At 41.6% G+C, this 20,679-nt stretch carries 22 protein-coding genes; 15 read left to right on the plus strand and 7 right to left on the minus strand.

Annotated features, from left to right (window positions below; genetic code table 11):
• Positions 1-98 precede the first annotated feature (98 nt).
• The 4 genes from NST24_RS03570 to NST24_RS03585 all read left to right on the plus strand — a co-directional run bounded on the left by NST24_RS03570 (position 99) and on the right by NST24_RS03585 (position 4,639).
• Entirely contained in the window at positions 99-1,007 is a 909-nt protein-coding gene (locus NST24_RS03570) for a diacylglycerol kinase (RefSeq protein WP_007496845.1), read from the plus strand.
• A gap of 61 nt (positions 1,008-1,068) precedes the next feature.
• The gene (gene rlmD / locus NST24_RS03575; RefSeq protein ID WP_342462334.1) at positions 1,069-2,451 is read left to right on the plus strand and encodes a 23S rRNA (uracil(1939)-C(5))-methyltransferase RlmD; all 1,383 of its coding nucleotides are present in this window, start codon (positions 1,069-1,071) and stop codon (positions 2,449-2,451) included.
• A 253-nt stretch (positions 2,452-2,704) separates the two neighbouring features.
• Positions 2,705-3,679, plus strand: a complete 975-nt coding sequence (locus tag NST24_RS03580; RefSeq protein ID WP_286108770.1) for a tRNA-dihydrouridine synthase — start codon at positions 2,705-2,707, stop codon at positions 3,677-3,679.
• Between the two features lie 105 nt (positions 3,680-3,784).
• Positions 3,785-4,639 carry an SMI1/KNR4 family protein gene (locus tag NST24_RS03585; RefSeq protein ID WP_342462335.1) on the plus strand — a complete coding sequence of 285 codons (855 nt, stop codon included), beginning with the start codon at positions 3,785-3,787 and terminating at the stop codon, positions 4,637-4,639.
• 55 nt (positions 4,640-4,694) lie between these two features.
• On the opposite strand, the gene NST24_RS03590 is transcribed toward NST24_RS03585, so the two are convergent.
• On the minus strand, positions 4,695-5,066 hold the full coding sequence (locus tag NST24_RS03590) for a hypothetical protein (protein WP_024718616.1): 372 nt from the start codon (positions 5,064-5,066) through the stop codon (positions 4,695-4,697).
• A 181-nt stretch (positions 5,067-5,247) separates the two neighbouring features.
• Here NST24_RS03590 and NST24_RS03595 point away from each other — a divergent pair, with 181 nt between their 5' ends.
• On the plus strand, positions 5,248-5,685 hold the full coding sequence (locus NST24_RS03595) for an Rrf2 family transcriptional regulator (RefSeq protein WP_342462336.1): 438 nt from the start codon (positions 5,248-5,250) through the stop codon (positions 5,683-5,685).
• Positions 5,686-5,749: 64 nt separating this feature from the next.
• On the plus strand, positions 5,750-6,664 hold the full coding sequence (locus tag NST24_RS03600) for an NAD(P)/FAD-dependent oxidoreductase (protein ID WP_342462337.1): 915 nt from the start codon (positions 5,750-5,752) through the stop codon (positions 6,662-6,664).
• 10 nt (positions 6,665-6,674) lie between these two features.
• On the opposite strand, the gene NST24_RS03605 is transcribed toward NST24_RS03600, so the two are convergent.
• Positions 6,675-6,875 (minus strand): hypothetical protein, encoded by a 201-nt coding sequence (locus NST24_RS03605; RefSeq protein ID WP_045034441.1) that lies wholly within the window; start codon positions 6,873-6,875, stop codon positions 6,675-6,677.
• 113 nt (positions 6,876-6,988) lie between these two features.
• On the opposite strand from NST24_RS03605, the gene NST24_RS03610 reads away from it, so the two are divergent.
• Positions 6,989-7,636: a DUF3885 domain-containing protein gene (locus NST24_RS03610; protein WP_342462338.1), complete on the plus strand. Its 648-nt coding sequence runs from the start codon at positions 6,989-6,991 to the stop codon at positions 7,634-7,636.
• 33 nt (positions 7,637-7,669) lie between these two features.
• Here the strand turns inward: NST24_RS03610 and NST24_RS03615 are convergent, their stop codons facing one another.
• Positions 7,670-8,998: a 6-phospho-beta-glucosidase gene (locus tag NST24_RS03615; RefSeq protein ID WP_056408143.1), complete on the minus strand. Its 1,329-nt coding sequence runs from the start codon at positions 8,996-8,998 to the stop codon at positions 7,670-7,672.
• A 204-nt stretch (positions 8,999-9,202) separates the two neighbouring features.
• Between NST24_RS03615 and NST24_RS03620 the strand changes: the two genes are divergently transcribed.
• Positions 9,203-9,934 carry a MurR/RpiR family transcriptional regulator gene (locus NST24_RS03620; protein WP_017366780.1) on the plus strand — a complete coding sequence of 244 codons (732 nt, stop codon included), beginning with the start codon at positions 9,203-9,205 and terminating at the stop codon, positions 9,932-9,934.
• A gap of 13 nt (positions 9,935-9,947) precedes the next feature.
• Here the strand turns inward: NST24_RS03620 and NST24_RS03625 are convergent, their stop codons facing one another.
• Positions 9,948-11,150 carry an MFS transporter gene (locus tag NST24_RS03625; RefSeq protein ID WP_342462339.1) on the minus strand — a complete coding sequence of 401 codons (1,203 nt, stop codon included), beginning with the start codon at positions 11,148-11,150 and terminating at the stop codon, positions 9,948-9,950.
• A 146-nt stretch (positions 11,151-11,296) separates the two neighbouring features.
• Between NST24_RS03625 and NST24_RS03630 the strand changes: the two genes are divergently transcribed.
• Positions 11,297-11,776 carry a YbaK/EbsC family protein gene (locus NST24_RS03630; RefSeq protein WP_024718610.1) on the plus strand — a complete coding sequence of 160 codons (480 nt, stop codon included), beginning with the start codon at positions 11,297-11,299 and terminating at the stop codon, positions 11,774-11,776.
• 32 nt (positions 11,777-11,808) lie between these two features.
• Here the strand turns inward: NST24_RS03630 and NST24_RS03635 are convergent, their stop codons facing one another.
• Positions 11,809-12,717 (minus strand): LysR family transcriptional regulator, encoded by a 909-nt coding sequence (locus tag NST24_RS03635; protein ID WP_024718609.1) that lies wholly within the window; start codon positions 12,715-12,717, stop codon positions 11,809-11,811.
• Positions 12,718-12,820: 103 nt separating this feature from the next.
• On the opposite strand from NST24_RS03635, the gene NST24_RS03640 reads away from it, so the two are divergent.
• On the plus strand, positions 12,821-14,020 hold the full coding sequence (locus NST24_RS03640) for an MFS transporter (RefSeq protein ID WP_268418094.1): 1,200 nt from the start codon (positions 12,821-12,823) through the stop codon (positions 14,018-14,020).
• Between the two features lie 63 nt (positions 14,021-14,083).
• On the opposite strand, the gene NST24_RS03645 is transcribed toward NST24_RS03640, so the two are convergent.
• A complete protein-coding gene (locus tag NST24_RS03645) occupies positions 14,084-15,163 on the minus strand; it encodes a DUF3900 domain-containing protein (RefSeq protein WP_039168562.1) in 1,080 nt (359 codons plus the stop codon).
• Between the two features lie 200 nt (positions 15,164-15,363).
• Entirely contained in the window at positions 15,364-15,513 is a 150-nt protein-coding gene (locus tag NST24_RS03650) for a DUF1540 domain-containing protein (protein ID WP_008344201.1), read from the minus strand.
• Between the two features lie 354 nt (positions 15,514-15,867).
• Between NST24_RS03650 and rfbF the strand changes: the two genes are divergently transcribed.
• From rfbF to NST24_RS03675, 5 genes are read left to right on the plus strand one after another with little or no spacing between them, the layout of a single operon-like run.
• The gene (rfbF, locus tag NST24_RS03655) at positions 15,868-16,632 is read left to right on the plus strand and encodes a glucose-1-phosphate cytidylyltransferase (RefSeq protein ID WP_096881107.1); all 765 of its coding nucleotides are present in this window, start codon (positions 15,868-15,870) and stop codon (positions 16,630-16,632) included.
• Positions 16,633-16,636: 4 nt separating this feature from the next.
• A complete protein-coding gene (locus tag NST24_RS03660; protein WP_025092661.1) occupies positions 16,637-17,608 on the plus strand; it encodes a GDP-mannose 4,6-dehydratase in 972 nt (323 codons plus the stop codon).
• Between the two features lie 12 nt (positions 17,609-17,620).
• Entirely contained in the window at positions 17,621-18,532 is a 912-nt protein-coding gene (locus tag NST24_RS03665; protein ID WP_342462340.1) for a putative nucleotide-diphospho-sugar transferase, read from the plus strand.
• On the plus strand, positions 18,529-19,719 hold the full coding sequence (locus tag NST24_RS03670; protein WP_342462341.1) for a glycosyltransferase family 2 protein: 1,191 nt from the start codon (positions 18,529-18,531) through the stop codon (positions 19,717-19,719). The genes NST24_RS03665 and NST24_RS03670 overlap by 4 nt, the downstream gene beginning before the upstream one ends.
• A complete protein-coding gene (locus tag NST24_RS03675) occupies positions 19,720-20,649 on the plus strand; it encodes a putative nucleotide-diphospho-sugar transferase (RefSeq protein WP_024718603.1) in 930 nt (309 codons plus the stop codon).
• Positions 20,650-20,679 lie beyond the last annotated feature (30 nt).

Below are 20,679 nucleotides of genomic sequence, written 5' to 3' on the forward strand. Positions count from 1 at the left end.
TTAGGGGGTTGTTCTGTTGCCATTTTCAAATCTCATAGTATAATTAAAGGTTGTTAGTGGTGAAAATAGATTGCATAATGATAATAGGATGATGATGAATGAAACGTGCTCGAATTATATACAATCCGACATCTGGACGTGAACTCTTTAAGAAGAATTTACCGCAGGTTTTGCAAAAATTTGAACAGGCTGGTTATGAAACATCTTGTCATGCGACGACATGTGCAGGAGATGCAACACAAGCTGCCGAAAAAGCCGCACAGAGAGATTTTGATTTAATTGTAGCAGCTGGTGGAGACGGCACGATTAATGAAGTCGTCAATGGATTAGCACCGCTTGAAAAAAGACCAAAATTAGGAATCATTCCAGTTGGAACGACCAATGACTTCGCAAGAGCACTTGGCATTCCAAGAGAAGATATTTTAAAAGCGACAGATGCCATCATTGATGGTGTAGCAAAGCCGCTTGATATTGGTAAAGTGAATGGACAGTATTTCATTAATATTGCGGGAGGCGGCCGATTAACAGAGCTGACCTATGAAGTGCCTAGTAAGCTGAAAACCATGCTAGGACAACTTGCGTATTATTTGAAAGGCATGGAGATGCTTCCTTCCATTCGCCCGACAGAAGTCGAAATTGAATATGACGGCAAATTGTTTCATGGAGAAATCATGCTGTTTCTTGTTTCACTAACAAACTCAGTAGGCGGCTTTGAAAAGCTCGCACCAGATTCCATTCTAGATGATGGGATGTTTGACCTGATCATTCTAAAGAAGGTCAATCTAGCAGAAGCCATTCGAGTGGTCAGCCTTGCACTTCGAGGCGAGCATATTCATGATAACAATGTCATCTACGCAAAAGCGAATCGCGTGAAGGTAGATGTAAAAGATAAAATGCAATTGAATTTAGATGGTGAATACGGCGGCATGCTGCCAGGTGAATTTGAAAATCTGTATCGCCATATTGAATTTATTGTGCCAAAAGCAACAGCTGAAAAAATAGGGTGAAGACTAAACTTGGTTCCTTATGGCGACCAAGTTTTTCTTTGCAAATGAGGTGATAAAATTGGTGAATATGAAACCGCCTGTTGAAAAGAATGAATACTACAATGTAACCTTCGAAGATTTAACGCACGAAGGTGCAGGTGTAGCGAAAATTGAGGGTTTCCCAGTGTTTGTACCGAATGCCCTTCCTGAGGAACAAGGGAAAATCAAAGTCACACGTGTCAAAAAAGGATTTGCTTTTGGACGACTCATGGAGCTGACAAAGGAAAGTCAGCACAGGCAAGATGCGCCATGTCCTATCTATAAGCAGTGCGGAGGCTGTCAAATTCAGCACATGAGCTATGAAGGCCAGCTGCTTTTTAAACAGAAACAAGTAAAGGACGTATTGGAGCGGATCGGCAAGCTTGATATGAGCCGTGTAAAAGTTCATCCTGTACTCGGCATGGAAGACCCTTGGAATTACCGAAACAAAGCACAAGTACCAGTTGGCGAACGGGAAGGCGGACTTGTTGCAGGATTTTATCAGCAGCGTACCCATGAAATCATTGATATGGAAAAATGTTTGATCCAGCAATCAGAAAACGATGAAGTCGTTCAAGCTGTCAAAGAAATATGCCAAGCGTTCGGTATCAAAGCATATAACGAAGAACGTCATAAAGGCTGGCTTCGCCATGTCATGGTTCGCTACGGTATTGCAACAGGTGAAATGATGGTTGTGTTTGTCACAAGAACGGCTGATTTTCCGCAAAAGCAACAAGTGATTGAGCAGATTATAGCACGCTTCCCACACGTTCGGTCAATTGTACAAAACGTGAATTCAAAGAAGACAAATGTCATTTTCGGAGACGAAACAACCGTTTTATGGGGCGAAGAATACATTTATGACACGATTGGCGACATCAAATTTGCCATTTCAGCCCGCTCCTTTTATCAAGTGAATCCAGCTCAAACAAAGATGCTTTACGACAAAGCCCTTGAATATGCGGAGCTGCAAGGCGAAGAAACCGTCATTGATGCCTACTGCGGAATCGGTACGATTTCCTTATTTCTCGCACAAAAAGCAGGCAGAGTATATGGCGTAGAAATTGTGCCAGAAGCGATTGAAGATGCAAAACGCAATGCTGCCTTAAACGGGATTAACAACGTTGAATTCGCAGTCGGTGAAGCAGAAACTGTTATCCCAAACTGGTACAAAGAAGGTATCAAAGCAGATACGCTAGTGGTCGATCCACCAAGAAAAGGCTGTGATGAAGCACTGCTTGATACGATTTTAAAGATGAAACCAAACCGTGTTGTGTATGTGTCCTGTAATCCTGGGACGCTAGCTCGTGATTTGCGTATTCTTGAAGATGGTGGGTATGTGACGGAGGAAGTGCAGCCGGTGGATATGTTTCCGCATACGAGTCATGTTGAATGCGTTGCTAGTCTTGTGATTCAACAGTCATAATGTATTGGAACATCCCGATTTCGTGATATAACACCGATATCGGGATATTTTTATTTTGGCTGCCCTTTACTTGAATACAAAACGGTAATTATAGGTCGAAAATTAATTTTTACCCCTTATTTGGTTTTGAAATGTCCTTTTTTGCAATTTTGCCTAGTTCATATTAAAGTATATAATGATAAAAATTGCTGAAAGAATTTACAGAAGGACATGCCCCATAAGGCGCTATGTCATGAGAGGAATTGGATGAAAGATGAGTAAAAATTTCTGGCGTGATTTACCACGGCCATTTTTTATATTAGCACCAATGGAAGAAGTGACAGATGTTGTGTTTCGTCATGTTGTGAGTGAGGCGGCGAGACCTGATGTGTTTTTTACAGAGTTTACGAACAGTGAGAGCTACTGCCACCCTGATGGCATTCAAAGTGTGAAAGGCCGTTTAACATTTACAGAGGATGAGCAGCCGATTGTTGCTCATATTTGGGGAGACAAGCCTGAGAACTTTAGACAAATGAGTATTGGAATGGCGGAGTTAGGATTTCAGGGGCTTGATATTAATATGGGCTGTCCTGTCCCAAATGTCACGCAAAACGGGAAGGGCAGTGGATTGATTCTTCGCCCAGACGTTGCGGCAGAGCTGATTCAAGCGGCAAAAGCAGGGGGATTACCTGTTAGTGTGAAAACAAGACTAGGGTTTACTGAGGTCGATGAATGGCGTGGTTGGCTCAGACACATTTTGGAGCAAGACATTGTGAATTTATCGATTCATCTTCGTACTAGAAAGGAAATGAGCCAGGTAGATGCGCACTGGGAGCTCATTCCTGAAATTAAAAAACTTCGTGATGAAGTAGCACCTGATACGCTTTTGACGATCAATGGTGATATTCCTGACCGTCAAACTGGCTTAAAGCTTGCTGAACAGTATGGAGTGGACGGAGTGATGATTGGACGTGGGATTTTTCATAACCCATTTGCCTTTGAAAAAGAGCCGAAAGAGCATACGAGTGACGAACTGTTAGGTCTTTTAAGATTGCATCTTGATCTTCATGATCAATATTCCTCATTAGGCTTGCGTCCATTTAAGGCACTTCATCGTTTCTTTAAGATTTATGTGAAAGGGTTCAGAGGAGCAAGCTTCCTAAGAAACCAATTAATGAACACATCATCAACAGATGAAGTGCGTGCAATGCTAGATGAATTTGAAGCGAGAAATCAAGAACATTCATGATCAACAAGAGGAGGGGGAACCCTTCTTTTTTTTATGAACAGGACTATTAAACTAGTTTTCCCAAATGGTAAAATGAGATAGAAATAACAATTGGAGGTATTTTATTTGAAACCATTTTGGGACACAGACAGAGAAAGTGAAGAGACATTTAAGAAAATCAATGAAAAAGGCATTGCAAAAGCAGAAAAGAAACTAGGCGTCACCTTGCCTGATACATATAAGAAGCTTATCCTCGAACAAAATGGCGGTTATACCCTACATAATGCTTTTCCAACAGACCAGCCGAATGGATGGGCAGAGGATCATGTGTCATTTGATCACTTAAGAGGAATTGCCAAAGGCGAAGGTATTATGGACAGTGATTATTTAATAGAAGAATGGGAATTGCCTGAGGGGCTTGTACTGATTTGTGGGGATGGTCATACGTGGATCGCTTTGGATTATAGAGAAACAAAGGAACATCCGCCGGTTCATTACTTTGATCTAGAATATGAGACGGATTTTAAATTAGCGGATTCGTTTGATGAATTGATTGCGGGGCATTATACCGCAGAGGATAGTGAAGATGATGAAATGTCAGATGAAGAATGGCTGGCTGAATATGAAAAACAGAATAAACCATTATCAAAAGAAGAAGTGAAAGATATCTTTTTAACCAAAGACCCTGAGCAACTTTCAAAAATCGCTAATTTCCAAGTGGAACAAATTGATGATATCAAGTGGATTTTTTCTGAAGTAGAAACATATATGGATAGCCTTCAGAACGAAGAAATGTTAACGACTGCTGGCTGGGCAATCAATACGATCTTTATAATGAATGACGAAATGATTAAGCAGCATGCTGATGTTGTCGAGCATGCACGTCGTTTTGCGAAGCATTTGAGTCAATCAGAAATAGATGAAATGCCCCACATTGCCTTTAATATATCAATCGCATTGGAATTTGATTTAGAGGAATAAGTATCTATCATTTTTAAAATAGACCCCCTTATCAAAAAGGGGGTCACCAATTCCTTTACTCCGCACTCTCCTCAACCTCACGGCTATCTTCTGTTTCACCAATATAAATAGGACCGTTTGCATGGTCGATTCGGATTGGCCATTCGTATGGGACTTGCAGGCGTCGTGCGATGGCTCTCCAAAATTTTGCAGAATCAAATTCTAGTTCTTGAAAGTCTTTAAGCAATTCTTTATAAGAAGATCCATCAAATTGAATGTACGAGTCTTGCAGACGCATAAAGGCGTAATGTCTCACTTCTAATGCTGCCGCAGCTTCCATTTCTTCTTCTGTTGCTTCGCCAATGATTGTTCCTGCGGGTGGAAGCATGTCGTATACGTTAAATTCCTCTTCTTCTTCGTGTGCTGCATTGTGCTGTTGATCTGACATTTTTTTCACTCCTTCTAGTCTTCATCAAGCTTTTATTCGTGCTTACTTCTATTATCGGAAGGAAATGCGAAATGTGGAATGAAAAAAGAAGCAGATCCACAATACTTGCTTTTTCTTCTTGAATCTTTTATGATCAATTACAGATATAAAAGGTCTACAATAGATAGAAAGGAATGTTTCTATGAAATATTCTAAAGCGACCAACTATGCGCTGCATACGATGGTATTTTTATCCCTTGCACCAAAGGGGAAAGCAATAGGCGTTGAGCCTCTCGCCAAGATGCAAGATCTTTCACCTACCTATTTATCTAAAATTTTAACAAAGCTTGTGAAGGCAGGATTGATTGAATCAACACCTGGCGCAAAAGGTGGTTACACCATTCTGAAAAAGAAGGAGGACATTTCGTTTCTAGACGTCATTCAGGCGGTAGAAGGACAAACCCATTTATTTCGTTGTTCTTTAGAACATGATTCTTTCATGCCTCATGATGGCTGTTTGATTGAACAAGTCATGCAGGATGTTGAAACGAAAATGCAGGAGACGTTAAGTCAAAAGCGGTTAGTTGATATTGCAAGCCAAATAGAGCAGACAGAAAAAAATCCATTTTTCATCATGTGATTTTTTTGAACCAATTATAGATATTAAGAGTCTTTAAAATCTTGAATAAAAAGGAGAGATTGACATGTTATTAGATTGTGCCATTATCGGAGGCGGACCAGCCGGATTAAATGCAGCACTTGTTGTGGGGCGGGGCAGAAAACAGGTCATGATATTCGATGACGAGATGCCAAGAAATCGAGTGACTCAGGAATCACATGGATTTATTACAAACGATGGAATGACACCGTTTGAGATCAGACAAGCAGGAGAAGCGGATCTTCAAAACTACCCTAATATCCAAATCAAACGAAGCAGAATTGTGGAGATACAAAATCATGAGGACAACTTCGCGTTAATGACACAAGAAGGAGAAAGATTCGAAGCGAAAAAAATCATTTTGGCCACAGGACTTCAGGACATATTGCCAAAGATCAACAGGATTCATGATGTGTATGGAAAGACGTTGTTTAGCTGTCCTTTCTGCGATGGCTGGGAGCTGAAGGACAAGCCACTTGCCCTGATTGCAGAGAACCAGCGCGCTTTGCATATGGCGAAACTTCTTTCCAATTGGACAAAGGATTTGATTGTGTTTACAAATGGACAGCAAGTGTTAGCTGAAGAGGAGAAAGCACTGCTATCAGCACATTCTATTCAAGTTATTGATGTGCCAATTGTAGCGATCCATCATGACAATGGTCAGCTACGCTCTCTTCAGCTTATAAATGGAGAGATAGTGATAAGAGAAGGCGGATTTGTCGCAAGTGATTTCAAGCAGTCAACCCCTTTTGCTGAAAAACTAGGCTGTCAAATGACGGAAAATGGGGGCATTGAAACAGATATTCTTGGGCGTACAACCGTCAGCGGTATTTTTGCATGTGGTGATAATTTAGGCGGACCTGCTCAGCTTGTTCTTGCAGCAGCAGCTGGAAGTCAGGCAGGAATGGGCGTGATTCATGAACTTGTGCAGGAAGAGTTTCAACAAAAAACATCTCTGTAAAAAGAGATGTTCAGCGATGAGCGATTTTCCGTTTTGCTAAGACGTGAGCAGTCCATTCAAAAAGTGCGTAGATGACAAAGAAGATTAGGATCCAGCTGCTGACATCGACCCATACATTGTTGATTTGAATGATGTTCGCCTGATCAAGTCCAGTCTGTATCCACATCGTGATCAATGCGGTGAGGAACACCTGTAAAAACCATTTTTTCAATTGGTCACACCTCCATCTCTTTCTATCATATAAGAAATGACAGTTTATTTCCAATTGAATTTCCATCAGTTTCAACGGTAAAATAAGAAATAAAACCAATGGAAGGACATGAGATGAGCGATCAAACCAATCGTTTTTTAAAAAGTCATTTTCCTGATCTTGTCCTCACACCGCCTCTTTTTTATAGGTGGCCTTTTGGTCTTCGCTTTGAAGTGGCAGATTGGTCATTAGGAGAAGAAGCGGTTGTATTAGAAAAAGCAGGCGATCGGGCTTTAAAAATTGTCAGATATGCTTTTGATCCAGAAGACGATATTCTACTTGTCACGGATGTCTATACGCAGCATGAACATGAATTAACGAAGCAAAAGCTCCTAGTTTATCAGAAATATGCCGACCGACAAGTGCGTCACCGATTGCGTCACGAGCATTTGACCTATATACAACCAAAACAAGAAGAAACAATGAAAATAGAGAGATTTACACTCAAGTGTCAGTTGCAAGATATTCGATTGCGCCCGCTATTACAAGCCATATGCCAAGAGGATTTCTACAAACCGAATCAAATCATGAAAGGAAAGCTTGGTTATGACATTTATCTCATCAATCTCTCAAAACAGATGATTTTCCACTTATATGATGATCGAGGCTGTGATCTTATTGCGGCAGATCCAGAACATCTGTGTCCAGTTTATGAAGGTTTACAGCACTGGCTCTTAGACTATGACCGTGCTCAGATGGATCAGTTGTTTGCCGGGAAATAAGAAAAACCGCACTTTGACAAGTGCGGCTTCTTTTTATGCTTCGACTTTATTGAAAAACTGTGGCAGATATTCTTTGTGTGCTTCTAGCATTTCATCTAGGATGCTTTTTGCAATGGCATCTGATGGGACGAGCGGATTGATGGTCATGGCGACAAGTGCTGTGTTGTAGTCGCCTGTCACGGCTGCTTCAGCGGCTACACGTTCAAAGGATTTAATTTGAGAAATAAGTCCTTTGACAGCGACCGGCATTTCACCAACAGCGATTGGTTTTGGGCCGTCTTTTGTGATGACACAGTTCAGTTCAACGGCAGAATCATTTGGAATGTCACTGATGGCGCCATTGTTGATCGTGTTTACAGGCTGAATGTCATGCTTGTCGTTATAAATGGATGCGATCAAGTTACATGCTGCATCACTGTAGTAAGCACCGCCTCGTTTTTCAAGCTGTGGCGGCTTAATATCAAGATCAGGATCTTTGTAAAGCTCGAACAGGTCATTTTCTAGTGCACGGACGACTTCTGCACGAGTTCCCTCATTTTCTGCTGCTTTTTTCTCTTCAGCCAACATATCACTTGTTTTGTAATAGTAGCGGTGGTACGGACAAGGAATCACGCCAAGCCCTTTTAAGAAATCAGCATCCCACGGAATGGCGTGAATGTTGTTCATCGACATCGTAGAGTTTGGATCTGCCATGTCTTCGATCACTTGATCCATGATGCTTTTGCCATCTAAGAACACGTTCAGTCCAAAGACCATATGGTTTAATCCAGCAAAGCTGACTTCGACTCTGCTTGCGTCAACATCAAGTCCTTTGGCGATGCCCATGCGAATGCCGATTGGTACGTTACATAGTCCAACGACTTTGCGGTGGTTTGAATAGCGAAGTACGGCTTCTGTGACCATACCAGCTGGATTTGTGAAATTCACAAGCCAAGCATCCGGGCATAATTCTTCAATATCTTTCACAATCTCAAGAATGACAGGGATGGTGCGCAGGCCCTTGAATAGACCGCCTGGACCGTTTGTTTCTTGACCAATGACATCATATTTTAAAGGAATACGTTCATCCTTCATACGTGCTTCCAGTAATCCGACGCGGAATTGTGTTGTGACGAAATCAGCGTCTACCAGTGCTTTCCGGCGATCTAAAGTTAAATGAACCTCTATTGGAAGCCCTGCTTTTTTCACCATGCGTTTTGCAAGATTTCCGACGATCTCAAGCTTTTCTTTACCTGCTTCGATATCGACGAGCCAAAGTTCGCTTATTGGAAATTCCTCGTACCGTTTAATGAATCCTTCGACAAGTTCTGGTGTATAGCTTGATCCTCCGCCGATTGTGACAACCTTTAATCCTTTTGCCATGTTCTGCACCTCCGAATAATGTAACGCACAATGTTATAATAGAGTGAATCAATCTTTTATCATTTGTTTGTACATCTATAGCTTATCGTGAGAGTACCTTGTGCGTAAACGGTTTCAGCGTCTTTAGGCAAGGGTGCCCTATTTAGAGATTTGTTACATAAAAGAAACGTGTTGTGTCATGTTGTTGGAGAAAGGGGAAGTCAGATGTTTTCAAGTGAGGTCATTTCCAGCTTTAATGAACTAGAAAGCGCTTTATACCGATACATTATGGAAAACAGTGAAAAAGTCGTCTATATGAGAATTCGTGATTTGGCAGATGCCGCACATATATCGACCTCATCTGTCCTTCGCTTTTGTCGAAAAGTGAATTGTGAAGGCTTTTCAGAGTTTAAGGTGAAGCTCAAAATGTATTTAGAAGCAGAACAAACACCTTCTTTGAAAAGCACGCAGCATTTCTTGTATGAATTTATCGAACGGACACTTAAAGGAGATTTTGAGGAGAAGATTAAAGAGGCAGCGAAGCTCATTGCGGATGCAAAAAATGTGCTGTTTATTGGGACGGGCAGTTCTGGTATTTTGGCGCAGTATGGGGCAAGGTACTTTTCAAGTCTGGAGAAATTTTCGTTTTACATCAATGATCCATTTTTCCCGATGAATATGCAGTATTTAGACAATAGTGTCACCATTGTGCTGTCGGTATCAGGAGAGAACAGTATTACGATTGATCATATTTCGAAACTTAAAAGAGAAGGCAGCACGATCATTAGTATTACTAACAATCAGCACTGTACAATTTCTCGTATTTCTGACTTAAATATTGCTTATTACGTTACAGACGAACGAGTCCATAGAGCAAACATTACTACACAGACACCCGTTGTATATATCCTAGAAGCAATGGCGCGTGACATGTTTGCGATGTTAAAAGAAAAGTAAAAGAGCCGCTGCCTTAAACAGCCGCTCTTTTTTTCTGCATCATGAAAGTGGTGATGGCAATCCCGGAACAGATGAGAACAAACAGTCCGCCTAACAAATACACAAATCTCGCTCCGAATGTATCCGCAATTAATCCAACAAAGAAAATAGATAAACTGACAGACATAGAAGAGAGAACGTATTGAGCCGAATACACCTTTGATAACTCATGGACTGGCGTTTCCGTTTGGAGGATGGTTTGCTGCGAAACATCCCGAATTTGATAAGCAGGCCCCATTAAAATACAAAGCAGCAATGCAAGCCATGGCAGGCTGTTTAGCGAAAATAGGATCGTCAGCACTGCATAAATAAAAGAGCCCGCTGCCATAAAGAGGAGAAGTTGTTTTTGAATAAACTGACTTAGCCATGCAGCCATGAGTCCGCCTATAATGGCACCTATATAATATGCGGCATTGATATATCCCCACCATTCCGCACCTTCATTTAAAACAAGTGTGACAAAGGCAAGCGTAACCGGTCCGACCCACAAAGCACCTGCAATATTTTCACTAACATCCATGAAAGTCAGGGTGCGAACCGTTTTGTTTGTCCAAATGATTTTCCAGCCATCCTTGAACCCGTTCATCTTATTTTCTTTTTGAACCGTGTCTTCTTGCTTGAGTAGAGAAAAAACAGGGAGGATCAATAGATAAGACAACACAATCATGAAACAGGAAGCCCACATTAAATAAGATGGACCAATCAACAGGACGAGCATTCCAGTAAACGAATAGCCGGCGATTTGAACAGATTGATAAAAAACGGAGGCTGTACTGTTCGCTTTCACAAGCTGATTTTCTGGCACAAGCATCGGCATGATGGCCTGTAATAAAGGGCTGATGAACCCGCCTGTGATGGAAATCAAAACGAACGCACTAAACAGCCAGATCAGGTGCTGCTGAAAGAAATCAAATTGGGTCGTGAATACGACGAGCATTCCAATACGTAAAAGAGGGACCCATTTCAATAGACGCTTGGCTTGAAAGAGTTCTGTCAAAACAGGAGAGAGGAGCCCAGCCAATAGCTGACATAGTGTTCTTATGAGCGGAAATACAGCCGCATAGGCGACAGATTGTGTATCTTGATAAATAACCAATGTGACTGTCATCAAAAATAGAATATCACTTAGCATGAGAAGGCTTTTACTGCCTGTATAACACCAAAACTTATTTCCCATATCCAACCGACTCCTTTTCAAAAACAAGTTCAGTATAGCATGTTGGCGAAGTGTGCAGAGGTTTTCCATTGAAAAATACATCTTAAGGATGAGAGGATTGTGATAAGCTAAATGAAAGGACATTGTAAGGAAAGGGGTTCAATCCATTGAAAAAATTACCAGCACATGACTTTTTGGACAAGCATGGCATCCCGTATGACATCAAAACATTTTCTGCCGACACAGAGAAGGGCGCAGCGAATGTAGCGGCTGCTCTTGGTTTTAGAGAAAGACAAATGATCAAAACATTGATCTTTGAAACAGGGGAAGGGGAGCAGCTGCTTGTGATGGTTGGTGCTGACCAGCACATCAAATCAGGGAAACTAAAGAAAGCCGCAGGCTCTCGCAATATCAAAATGGCTTCACCAGACACGGTGCTTGAAGTGACAGGCTATCGCATTGGCTCCATCCCGCCATTTTGTTGGCAGCCTGAAGGGTTCCGCACGATTATCGAAGCATCGCTATTAGAAGAAAAGATATTAGGCGTTGGAGCAGGAGAATGGGGAAATGAAATACTCATCACACCAGAACAATTAGTGAAAGCCTCAAAGGCGGTCCCATTTGATCTAGTTCAACCATCCGAATAGAAAAAGTGCCTGTTGCTGAAGCAGGCACTTTTTTAATTGGAGTCAGGTGCTATAAAGGGTCCGATGTCTTTCATTTGCAGAAAAGCATTCACCGTCCTATTTTCCTCAAGGTCATTCGCCCGTTTGCAGACCACAACAGGTCTGATAATGTCAATTCCTTCGATATACACGCGCCCAATCTCTCCACGTTCTAAGCTTCGCTGAACAGCGTCACGAGGAACAAGGGTGATGCCATAGCCAGCTTTGATCATTTGAATGGCTTCGTGGACACCACTGAATTGTAAATCAACGGTCGGTTTTTTAATTCCTTTAGCGGTAAAAAGGGAAAAAAGCTTGTCTCTCGTCGAACTGCCTTCTTCTCGCATTAAAAAGGGTTCATGGCTTAGGCGTTCTAGGGGGACGGTTTGTCCATTTAACGGGTGATCCACAGGCACGATAAAGTCATAACTTAAATCAGTTAAGTGAGAGGTGTGAAGATTTTCGTCGTGCAGATCCTCTATTACGGCGATCGCCACATCTGATTGATATTGAAGCAGGCTTTCGATCACTTGAGCGGAGTTTCCGCTTTTTAATTCAATGTCTGTCTGTGGCGATGATGTTTTAAAAGAGGCAAGCCAATCAGGCAGTAAAAAGTTAAGTGGTACGTAGGTAGAAGCAATTCTGAGTCTTCCTTTTTTTCCGTTTTGCAGAAGGGTGATCTGATATTCTACTTCTTTTTCCGCCTCGAATACTTGCCGGGCATATGGATACAGGATCTTTCCCATCTCTGTCAGTGTAATCCCCCGGCCGTTTCGTTTGAAAAGACGAAAGCCGATCTCTCGTTCAATGCTTCGTAATTGTGCTGTCACAGCCGGCTGCGTCAAAGACAGCACGTCTGCCGTTTGTGTGACACTTTTTGTTTCGGCTACCTTTGCAAAAATACGGAGGGCATGTAAATTCATCTTTGCACCGCCTATCAATTATTTTGATGATTCAATCAAAAACATTCATTAGATTTATTATAAGGTATCCCTTATCGTAAAGGTAGCGAAGGGGGAAGAAAAAATGGATCGTCGTCAAAAGCAAGTGGTGTCAATTGCGCTCATCACAGCATTTGCCCTTATTGGGGATTCAATGCTCTATATCGTTCTCCCGGTCTATTGGAAAGAGATTGGTTTATCATCCATTTGGGAGGTGGGGTTACTGCTGTCTATCAACCGATTCATTCGTATCCCGCTAGCACCTGTCGTATGGTGGCTTTATCGATTTATCCCAATGAAGACCGGTGTACTGATCGCAATTATGATCGCGTCAGTGACCACGATATTATATGGTATGAGTGGATTTTGGCTGCTATTGATTTGCCGCTGTGCATGGGGTCTCGCTTGGACGTTACTCCGTATGAGTGGGATGAGGGTCTTGGCTGAAATAGACGAAGGCTCACAAGGACATTTGACGGGTCTTTATAATGGGCTTTACCGGCTTGGCAGTTTATTTGGCATGTTATTTGGGGGAATCCTTGCCAGCTTGATCGGTTTTCAGTCCATGACGCTTGTCTTTGGCTTACTCACATTAATGGGCTGCATTTTTTATGTATCGTTGGATGAAATTGAAAAGAGAGAAGGCACGCAGGTGTATCATGGCATCAAACAGAAGTGGTTTACACGAGATGTGGTAAAAGTACTGATAACAGGCATGCTGATCGCACTGATCATCCAAGGTTTATTCGCATCCACGCTGAGTCATGTCATTGAAGCAAAGATTAACCAAGATGAATTGACTCTGTTTGGCTTTGTCATCGGAGCTTCGGCTTTAAGCGGTGTTATTCAAGCACTCAGGTGGGGATGGGAACCATTTCTCGCACCGAGAACGGGCAAATGGTTTGATCGTCTTGTGATGAAGGAACGAATGTTATGCTGGATGTTTCTTTCATTTGGAGGTCTCAGTTTTCTTGTGATCATGCTGAAGGTAAGCGGCTGGTTTGTATTTATGCTGCTTTTGATGCAACTGATGGCAACAATTGTCACAACGTTCACCGATACACTTGCCTTTCAAAAAGCTTCTGCTCAAACAGATAAGAACCGCTTTCTCGCCAGCTATTCTTTTGTTCAAGATATGGGGGCTGCTTTAGGACCTTTGTGTGGGTATACGTTGATCGAGTTTTTCGGAACAAACAGCGTCTTTTGGCTGATGCTTATCATAAGTTTAATGCTCGTCAGCATGTGGATAAAAAGCGGGCAGCATGTTTCTTCTAGTGCAGTGTAAGAAATAAAGCGTTATATAAAAAACTGCCTCATGCAGCTAATCGCAGGAGGCAGTCATATTCTCTTATTCTAAGTCTGAATCATAGGCTTTTTGCGTGAGTTGGCTGACGACCTCTTTCAAGCCATTGGGTTTATGGAATTCAACAGGTGTGCTTCCTTTTTCAAATACAATTTGATCTGCTTCAACGAGCACGACATATCGATTGTTGACCTTTGCAATATGAATCGAGTGGCCGAAGTCGGCTAAAAGTCCTTTAATTTCTGTTTCGCCTAGACGCATCTTCATCGTGATATCAGGCGTTTGTTCAACAATGTGTGAAGCCGCTAGCGTGACCTGTTCTGTATCGAGTGTTTCCCGAATCTCCCGTTTTTCACTTGCTTCCCATATTTCAAGGTCCTCTTCAAATTGTTTTAATTCTTCACTTTCATCCTGAAATGTTTCAAATACATGTTCCTGCACCATATTCATGACCTGTGATTTCATGATTTCAGGCATCGATTCCCCGTATTCGACGAATTTTAGAAAGTCCTCAAAATAACGAGCGTGTGAGGATTGGTGAATTTTCACTTCGGCTTCCTCTGTCATGCCCTCTTCTGGCATAAACGGGTATTGAATCGATTTCATGTTTTTTGTTGTAATCGCCATTTCTACTTTTTTGATCAAGGTAGATGTATCAGCAATAGAAGCGACTTTCTGTTCAAAATCGCATTTCATGATAAAGACAAAAGAGTCATCGAAATATTTTTTAGGAACCGCAGATGCAACCAGAAACACGCCGCCTCTGACAGCACTTGTATCTAAATAGGTGCGAACAAATTGTTCACTGCATTCGTTAAATACTTCTTTTGTATCTGCAAATCTCGTCTGATGAAATAAATTGTAGTTTGGATTTGAATCGAGTTCATGCCCGGGTTCGACAATAAATCGGCCAATTTTAGTCGGTACTTGCTCAGACTTAGGGTGTCTGTCCACTTTTCGTTTGACGATTTTTTTAAGCTCACCATCTAGAAAGTCTTTCAGCTCACTTTGTTCAAATTCTTCTTGGTTTAATGTTTGGTAATGTTTAAACCGTTTATTTGCTTGTTCCTCTTTGCCTTCTATTTCAACCACATAGAATGATAGAAAACGTATCGTAAAATCCACTGATTGTTCACCACTTTTTCTTCTTTGGATATGTTGAGTATAGAAAAAGGAGTGAAAATCGTCAACGAATGGAGAAATATCGTGTCATTATTTCCCGAGAAATGTTTCGTGAAAAACGCTTGATAATAATTATCATTCTTGATAGAATGATAAAAGAAAAGAAGGAACCTGCCAGTTCCTTCATCTCAGAAAATCATGTATTATTTTGTTTCAAATGTTTCGCAATCCGTTTCAGCATTGCGAGTCACGTCAGTCATTGTGCTTTTACCAATTTTAATGGTAGAAGCTGTACAGCTGTTGTCAGCCCAAAAACGGCAAGAGTTCACTTCACAAAGTACATTTTGTGCCATGGGAATTCACCTCCGTGATTCATATTAAGAATGAAGCAAGCTGCCACTTGAGTTCATTCAATCTAGTAGTCTCTTTATCGAAAGAGGCTGTTTGTGCTGTATATGCACATGTTTATCATACCATCTACCCTGAAAATATACAATTTAAACTTTGAAAGAGCGAGAATGCAAATCTCGCTCTTTTTTGTTTGTAAAAATAGTTAAATGCTAGGTGGCATCCTCTCTTATTCCAACATATGAATAGAGTAGATTCAAAACCTGATGTCGGACAAAGTATAAGGGTACATGTACTGATTTTCCGCATGAAGATAGGGTTTTCAATCAAAAATTTTCATAGAGAGATGAGGGGAGAAGATGAAAGCAGTCATTCTCTGCGGAGGAAAGGGAACGAGAATGAGTGAGGTCACACAAGCGCTTCCTAAACCACTTGCTATGATCGGAGATCGGCCTATTCTATGGCATATTATGAAAATCTATCAGTATTACGGTGTAGACGAGTTTATCTTATTGCTTGGATATAAAGGAGAGAAAATCAAAGAGTATTTTCTCAACTACGACTGGCGGCATCACAGCATGCAGCTGGATATGTCGACAGGGGAAATAAAGCTTTTAGGGAATTCGGAGAACTGGAAAATCACTTTTTTAGATACGGGTGAGAATACGATGACAGGCGGGCGGTTAAAGCAGGTACAGGATTATATTGGTGATGAGACATTTATGATGACGTACGGGGACGGACTTGCCAATATCAATATGTTTCATTTGCTCAAGCGCCATCAAGAGCTTGGAGCAGCTGCCACTGTCACAGGAATTGAAAAGAAATCACAGTACGGCACGCTGAAGGTGTATAACGGGATGGCACAATCCTTCTCTGAGAAGACAGACAGTATCGGGATGATCAATGGAGGATTTTTTGTGTTGTCTCCAAAGGTTTTTGATTATTTAACAGATGATGATCAATGCGTCTTTGAAGCAGAGCCTCTTCAAAATCTGGCGAATGATGGTGAACTTGCAGTCTATGAGCACCACGGATTTTGGACAGCAATTGATACGTATAAAAACTTGAAAGAAATCAACGGCATGTGGGCAGATGGAAAACAACCATGGAAGGTTTGGTGACAGCATGAGCGGATTTTGGAATGGGAAAAACGTATTTGTGACCGGGTGTACGGGATTGTTAGGGAGTTACCTCGTCAAGGAATTGATTGATCAAGGAGCAAACGTAACAGGGCTTGTACGTGATCAGGTGCCAAGATCGAACTTATATCAAGGCAGTCAATTTGAAAAGATGAATGTCGTCCAAGGCGCACTGGAGGACATGCAAACGATAGAACGTGCGTTAGGAGAATATGAGATTGATACAGTCTTTCATTTGGCCGCCCAAGCGATTGTTGGGGTCGCAAATCGTCACCCAGTTTCTACATTTGAAGCCAATATTTTAGGAACATGGAATGTGCTGGAGGCATGCAGAAGGCAGCCGCTTATCAAACGAGTGATTGTGGCATCGAGTGATAAAGCATACGGGGATCAAGAACAGCTTCCTTATGATGAAGACATGCCGCTTAACGGCAAGCACCCATATGATGTGTCAAAAAGCTGTGCAGATTTAATTTCTCACACGTACTACAACACATATGGTCTTCCGGTTTGTATTACGCGCTGCGGTAATTTATATGGAGGCGGGGATTTGAATTTTAACCGAATCATTCCGCAAACCATCCAGCTGGTGTTAGAGGGAAAGGCGCCAGAAATTAGAAGTGACGGAACCTTTATCCGTGATTATTTCTATATTGAAGATGCGGTCAAGGCTTATTTACTGCTAGCTGAAAAAATGGAGGAAAAAGGGCTTGCAGGAGAAGCATTTAACTTTAGTAATGAAATTCAGCTGACTGTGCTTGAGCTCGTTGATAAAATCTTAAAGGCGATGGGCAGTGAACTAAAACCTCGTATTTTGAATCAAGGAACGCATGAGATTAAGCATCAATATTTATCAGCAGAAAAGGCGAGAAAGCTGCTTGATTGGAAGCCTGATTACTCCATTGATGAAGGGTTAGAAAAGACAATTGAATGGTATCGCGAATTCTTTCAAAAATAGAGGTGTATACAGATGAACAGCATATATTGTACGGTTCTATCAAGTGGAAGACTTTATCAAGCCATTGCGTTTTTCTTATCGTTGAAGCAAGTAGAAGATGATGGTGTCATCAAAACGTTATGTATGGATGATGCTGCATTTGATTTGCTTCATCAAATGAATTTCCCGCATGTCGATCTTGTTCATGTGCGTGAGCTTGAAACGCCGGAGCTTCTAGAGATCAAAAAGGAACGAAATGATTCGGAATATTGCTGGACATTAAAACCGATTTGGATTGAGTGGCTATTTAAGCAGGACCAGGCGGAGGAAGTGACGTATCTTGATGCGGATTTGTTCTTTTATGAGAGTCCACAAGTGATTTTTCAAAACCAGCCTGATGCCTCTGTGCTTCTATCAAGAGGGGATATTGTCATTCCAAGCTTTGATCCAGAGGAAGTGAAGATGCTTCAGAAACTTTTAGGGCGCTATAATTCAGGGTTCCTGCATTTTAAAGGAGATGAAGCCGGCCGAAAGTGCCTGAGCTGGTGGAAAGAAGAATGTCTAAAAGAATGCAAAAATGCGCCTGGAGAGGGGAAATTTGGCGATCAAGGGTATTTGGATCATATGCCGGTGCTGTTTGAAAAAGTAGAAGATATTCAAACAAAGGGTGTGAATATTGGTCACTGGAATTATGGCCAGCATTCTTATCAGGAAGAGAATGGACGTATTTTGCTTGAGGATGGAAGCCCACTCATTTGCTATCATTTCAGTGGTTTTCGGATCTTAAGCAAAGATGATATGCAGCAAATCCATGAAAAAGGAAGAGATGACTTGCCATTTTTCCAAGAAGCCTATCGGGAAGTGCTGCGTCATGTGATTGAATCGGTAGAACAAGTCAATCCGATGTTTAACGGCTATGCCAAACTGGAGGAGGATGGCGCATGAATGAAAAGCCGAAGGTCAGCGTCATTATTCCGAGTTATAATGCGAAAGAGCGTTTAGAAGGGAGCCTTTTTTCCTTAACGCTTCAGGAAACCGATATTCCATTTGAGGTCATTGTCGCTGATAATGGGTCAACGGACGGCACGATGGAAATGCTCGAAAACATTGAGGTGAACTTTCCATTCAAAAAGGTGCGTATTCCTGTCAATCAAGGAATTGCCAAGGGGCGCAATCATGCCATTCGTGAGGCAGAGGGAGACCTTTTAATATTCCATGACAGCGATATGTTGGCAGAGCCCCAATTTATTCAAAAGCACGCAGAGGCACATGCTGATCATGAGGACCGTGTCATTTGCGGTGTATGCTGGAAGCGAATCTACCGTTATTTTTACACCGGTTTTGATCAAGATCATGTGAATCGATTAAAAAAACAAGGGCTATATCAGCGGAAAATGAAAGACAAAACGTCTCTTGTGTCGATGGAGGAAGTGAAAAGCGGCGCATTTCTAGAGAGAAGCTTCGACTTGCAGTCCGAATTTATTGATATCCTGAAAGACATTTTAAGCACGTACGACTATGATTTAAGTTCTTATCAATTGCCGTGGCGATTTTTTATCACAAATAACTCTTCCGTCAAGCGAAAGCATGTCATGAAACTAGGGATGTTTGATGAAAAAATCGTTCGATACGGGTTTGAGGATTATGATTTAGGCATTCGTCTGCATCAGCTTGGCCTCTCATTTGAACTGCGTGAGGATATTTTGAGTGTGCATCAGGAACATCCAAGTAATTTAACGTCATTCGATGACATCAAATATAACATTTTGTATATGTGCGAGAAGTACAACAATATTGATTCGATTGATGTTCATCTGGCTTTCTCTGGACCATTTTCTCATACCGTGACAAATGATATCGTGAAAGACATTCGCCAGCTGCGTAAGAATGAAGCATATGATGATCTGCTCGCTTATTTTTTGGAGCTGCTTCATATGATCACAGAGCGGAATGTGGGCATTAAACGTGATCAAAAGGACGTGCTGACGGCAAAGCATTTCCCTTTGAAAAAGCTGTCAGAGGCGGCTCAGCTTGCCAAGCAGGAACATGGATGCACGGTGCTGGCCGAGGCCATTCAAGGGCTCACAAAAGAGCTGCTGCATGTTGACTTGTTCCAAGTGGATGTGTTGTAGATGGCATCCTATCATTTCACAACCATTGTGTCGAATACCCATGTATTTAAGCTGCTGGCGCTGATTCATTCACTTGAGCAGACGGCTCAATCATACAAACTTTCTGTCTTATGTGCTGATCCTTTGGCTTACAAGGTGTTAAGTCAGTTTCCTCATCCACATGTCCAATATGAACAGCTTGAAGATGTGGAAGATGATTCGCTGCGAAAAGCAAAGGCGGATCGTACGTTCCATGAGTATTGCTGGACGCTTAAGCCTGCGTTTCTACTCAAAATTCTTGAGTCCTCTGATGCAGATTATCTCGCTCATTTGGATACGGATTTGTATTTTTATCATGATCCAGAGGCGATATTTGCAGAAAATCCACTCGCTCATGTATTTTTGACAGATCATATGAATTCCAAGCGATTCTATCACTTTTATGAATTATCCGGCCGTTTTAATACTGGGTTTGTAGGCTGTCGAAACACAGATGTGGCCAAACGGGCTGTGACGCAGTGGAAAGAGAACTGCATTGCGCACTGTACAGTAGAAATGGATACGGAAAAAAAGACATATGGTGATCAGCGGTATGTTGAAAGATGGGTCGATGATTTTGAGGGTGTCCATGTGGTGGCATCTAAAGGTGCCAATGCAGCGATTTGGAATATTGAAAACTATAAGCTATCCGTTGTGAAAGGAGATATGTATCTCGACGAATGTCCACTGCTGTTCTATCATTTTTCTGCCTTTACGATCATTGATGAAAATACCTTTAATCTGAATTGGTATTACTATATGACAGAACACACTCTTGTAGATCATTTGTATATTCCGTATGCTGATTTGATTCATCTGAAAATTAAACAGGTGCAAAAGGTCTTTCCAGACTTTCAGCAGGGGTTTATTGCAAAGAAGCATGTTCCGGACACGCATTTTTATGAGATATGAAAAAACCGCTCCTTTATTGAGCGGTTTTTA

The sequence above is a fragment of the Bacillus sp. FSL R5-0286 genome (genome assembly GCF_038593245.1).
Taxonomy (GTDB): domain Bacteria; phylum Bacillota; class Bacilli; order Bacillales; family Bacillaceae; genus Bacillus; species Bacillus altitudinis.

What these genes read in the sequence shown, in the direction of transcription:
- NST24_RS03635 (WP_024718609.1), bottom strand. Translation starts at nt 12,717, where the DNA reads ATGAATTTACATGCCCTCCGTATTTTTGCAAAGGTAGCCGAAACAAAA.
- NST24_RS03665 (WP_342462340.1), top strand. Translation starts at nt 17,621, where the DNA reads ATGAACAGCATATATTGTACGGTTCTATCAAGTGGAAGACTTTATCAA.
- NST24_RS03610 (WP_342462338.1), top strand. Translation starts at nt 6,989, where the DNA reads ATGAGCGATCAAACCAATCGTTTTTTAAAAAGTCATTTTCCTGATCTT.
- NST24_RS03670 (WP_342462341.1), top strand. Translation starts at nt 18,529, where the DNA reads ATGAATGAAAAGCCGAAGGTCAGCGTCATTATTCCGAGTTATAATGCG.
- NST24_RS03600 (WP_342462337.1), top strand. Translation starts at nt 5,750, where the DNA reads ATGTTATTAGATTGTGCCATTATCGGAGGCGGACCAGCCGGATTAAAT.
- NST24_RS03660 (WP_025092661.1), top strand. Translation starts at nt 16,637, where the DNA reads ATGAGCGGATTTTGGAATGGGAAAAACGTATTTGTGACCGGGTGTACG.
- NST24_RS03570 (WP_007496845.1), top strand. Translation starts at nt 99, where the DNA reads ATGAAACGTGCTCGAATTATATACAATCCGACATCTGGACGTGAACTC.
- NST24_RS03590 (WP_024718616.1), bottom strand. Translation starts at nt 5,066, where the DNA reads ATGTCAGATCAACAGCACAATGCAGCACACGAAGAAGAAGAGGAATTT.
- NST24_RS03615 (WP_056408143.1), bottom strand. Translation starts at nt 8,998, where the DNA reads ATGGCAAAAGGATTAAAGGTTGTCACAATCGGCGGAGGATCAAGCTAT.
- NST24_RS03620 (WP_017366780.1), top strand. Translation starts at nt 9,203, where the DNA reads ATGTTTTCAAGTGAGGTCATTTCCAGCTTTAATGAACTAGAAAGCGCT.
- NST24_RS03675 (WP_024718603.1), top strand. Translation starts at nt 19,720, where the DNA reads ATGGCATCCTATCATTTCACAACCATTGTGTCGAATACCCATGTATTT.
- NST24_RS03640 (WP_268418094.1), top strand. Translation starts at nt 12,821, where the DNA reads ATGGATCGTCGTCAAAAGCAAGTGGTGTCAATTGCGCTCATCACAGCA.
- NST24_RS03625 (WP_342462339.1), bottom strand. Translation starts at nt 11,150, where the DNA reads ATGGGAAATAAGTTTTGGTGTTATACAGGCAGTAAAAGCCTTCTCATG.
- NST24_RS03595 (WP_342462336.1), top strand. Translation starts at nt 5,248, where the DNA reads ATGAAATATTCTAAAGCGACCAACTATGCGCTGCATACGATGGTATTT.
- rfbF (WP_096881107.1), top strand. Translation starts at nt 15,868, where the DNA reads ATGAAAGCAGTCATTCTCTGCGGAGGAAAGGGAACGAGAATGAGTGAG.
- NST24_RS03650 (WP_008344201.1), bottom strand. Translation starts at nt 15,513, where the DNA reads ATGGCACAAAATGTACTTTGTGAAGTGAACTCTTGCCGTTTTTGGGCT.
- NST24_RS03580 (WP_286108770.1), top strand. Translation starts at nt 2,705, where the DNA reads ATGAGTAAAAATTTCTGGCGTGATTTACCACGGCCATTTTTTATATTA.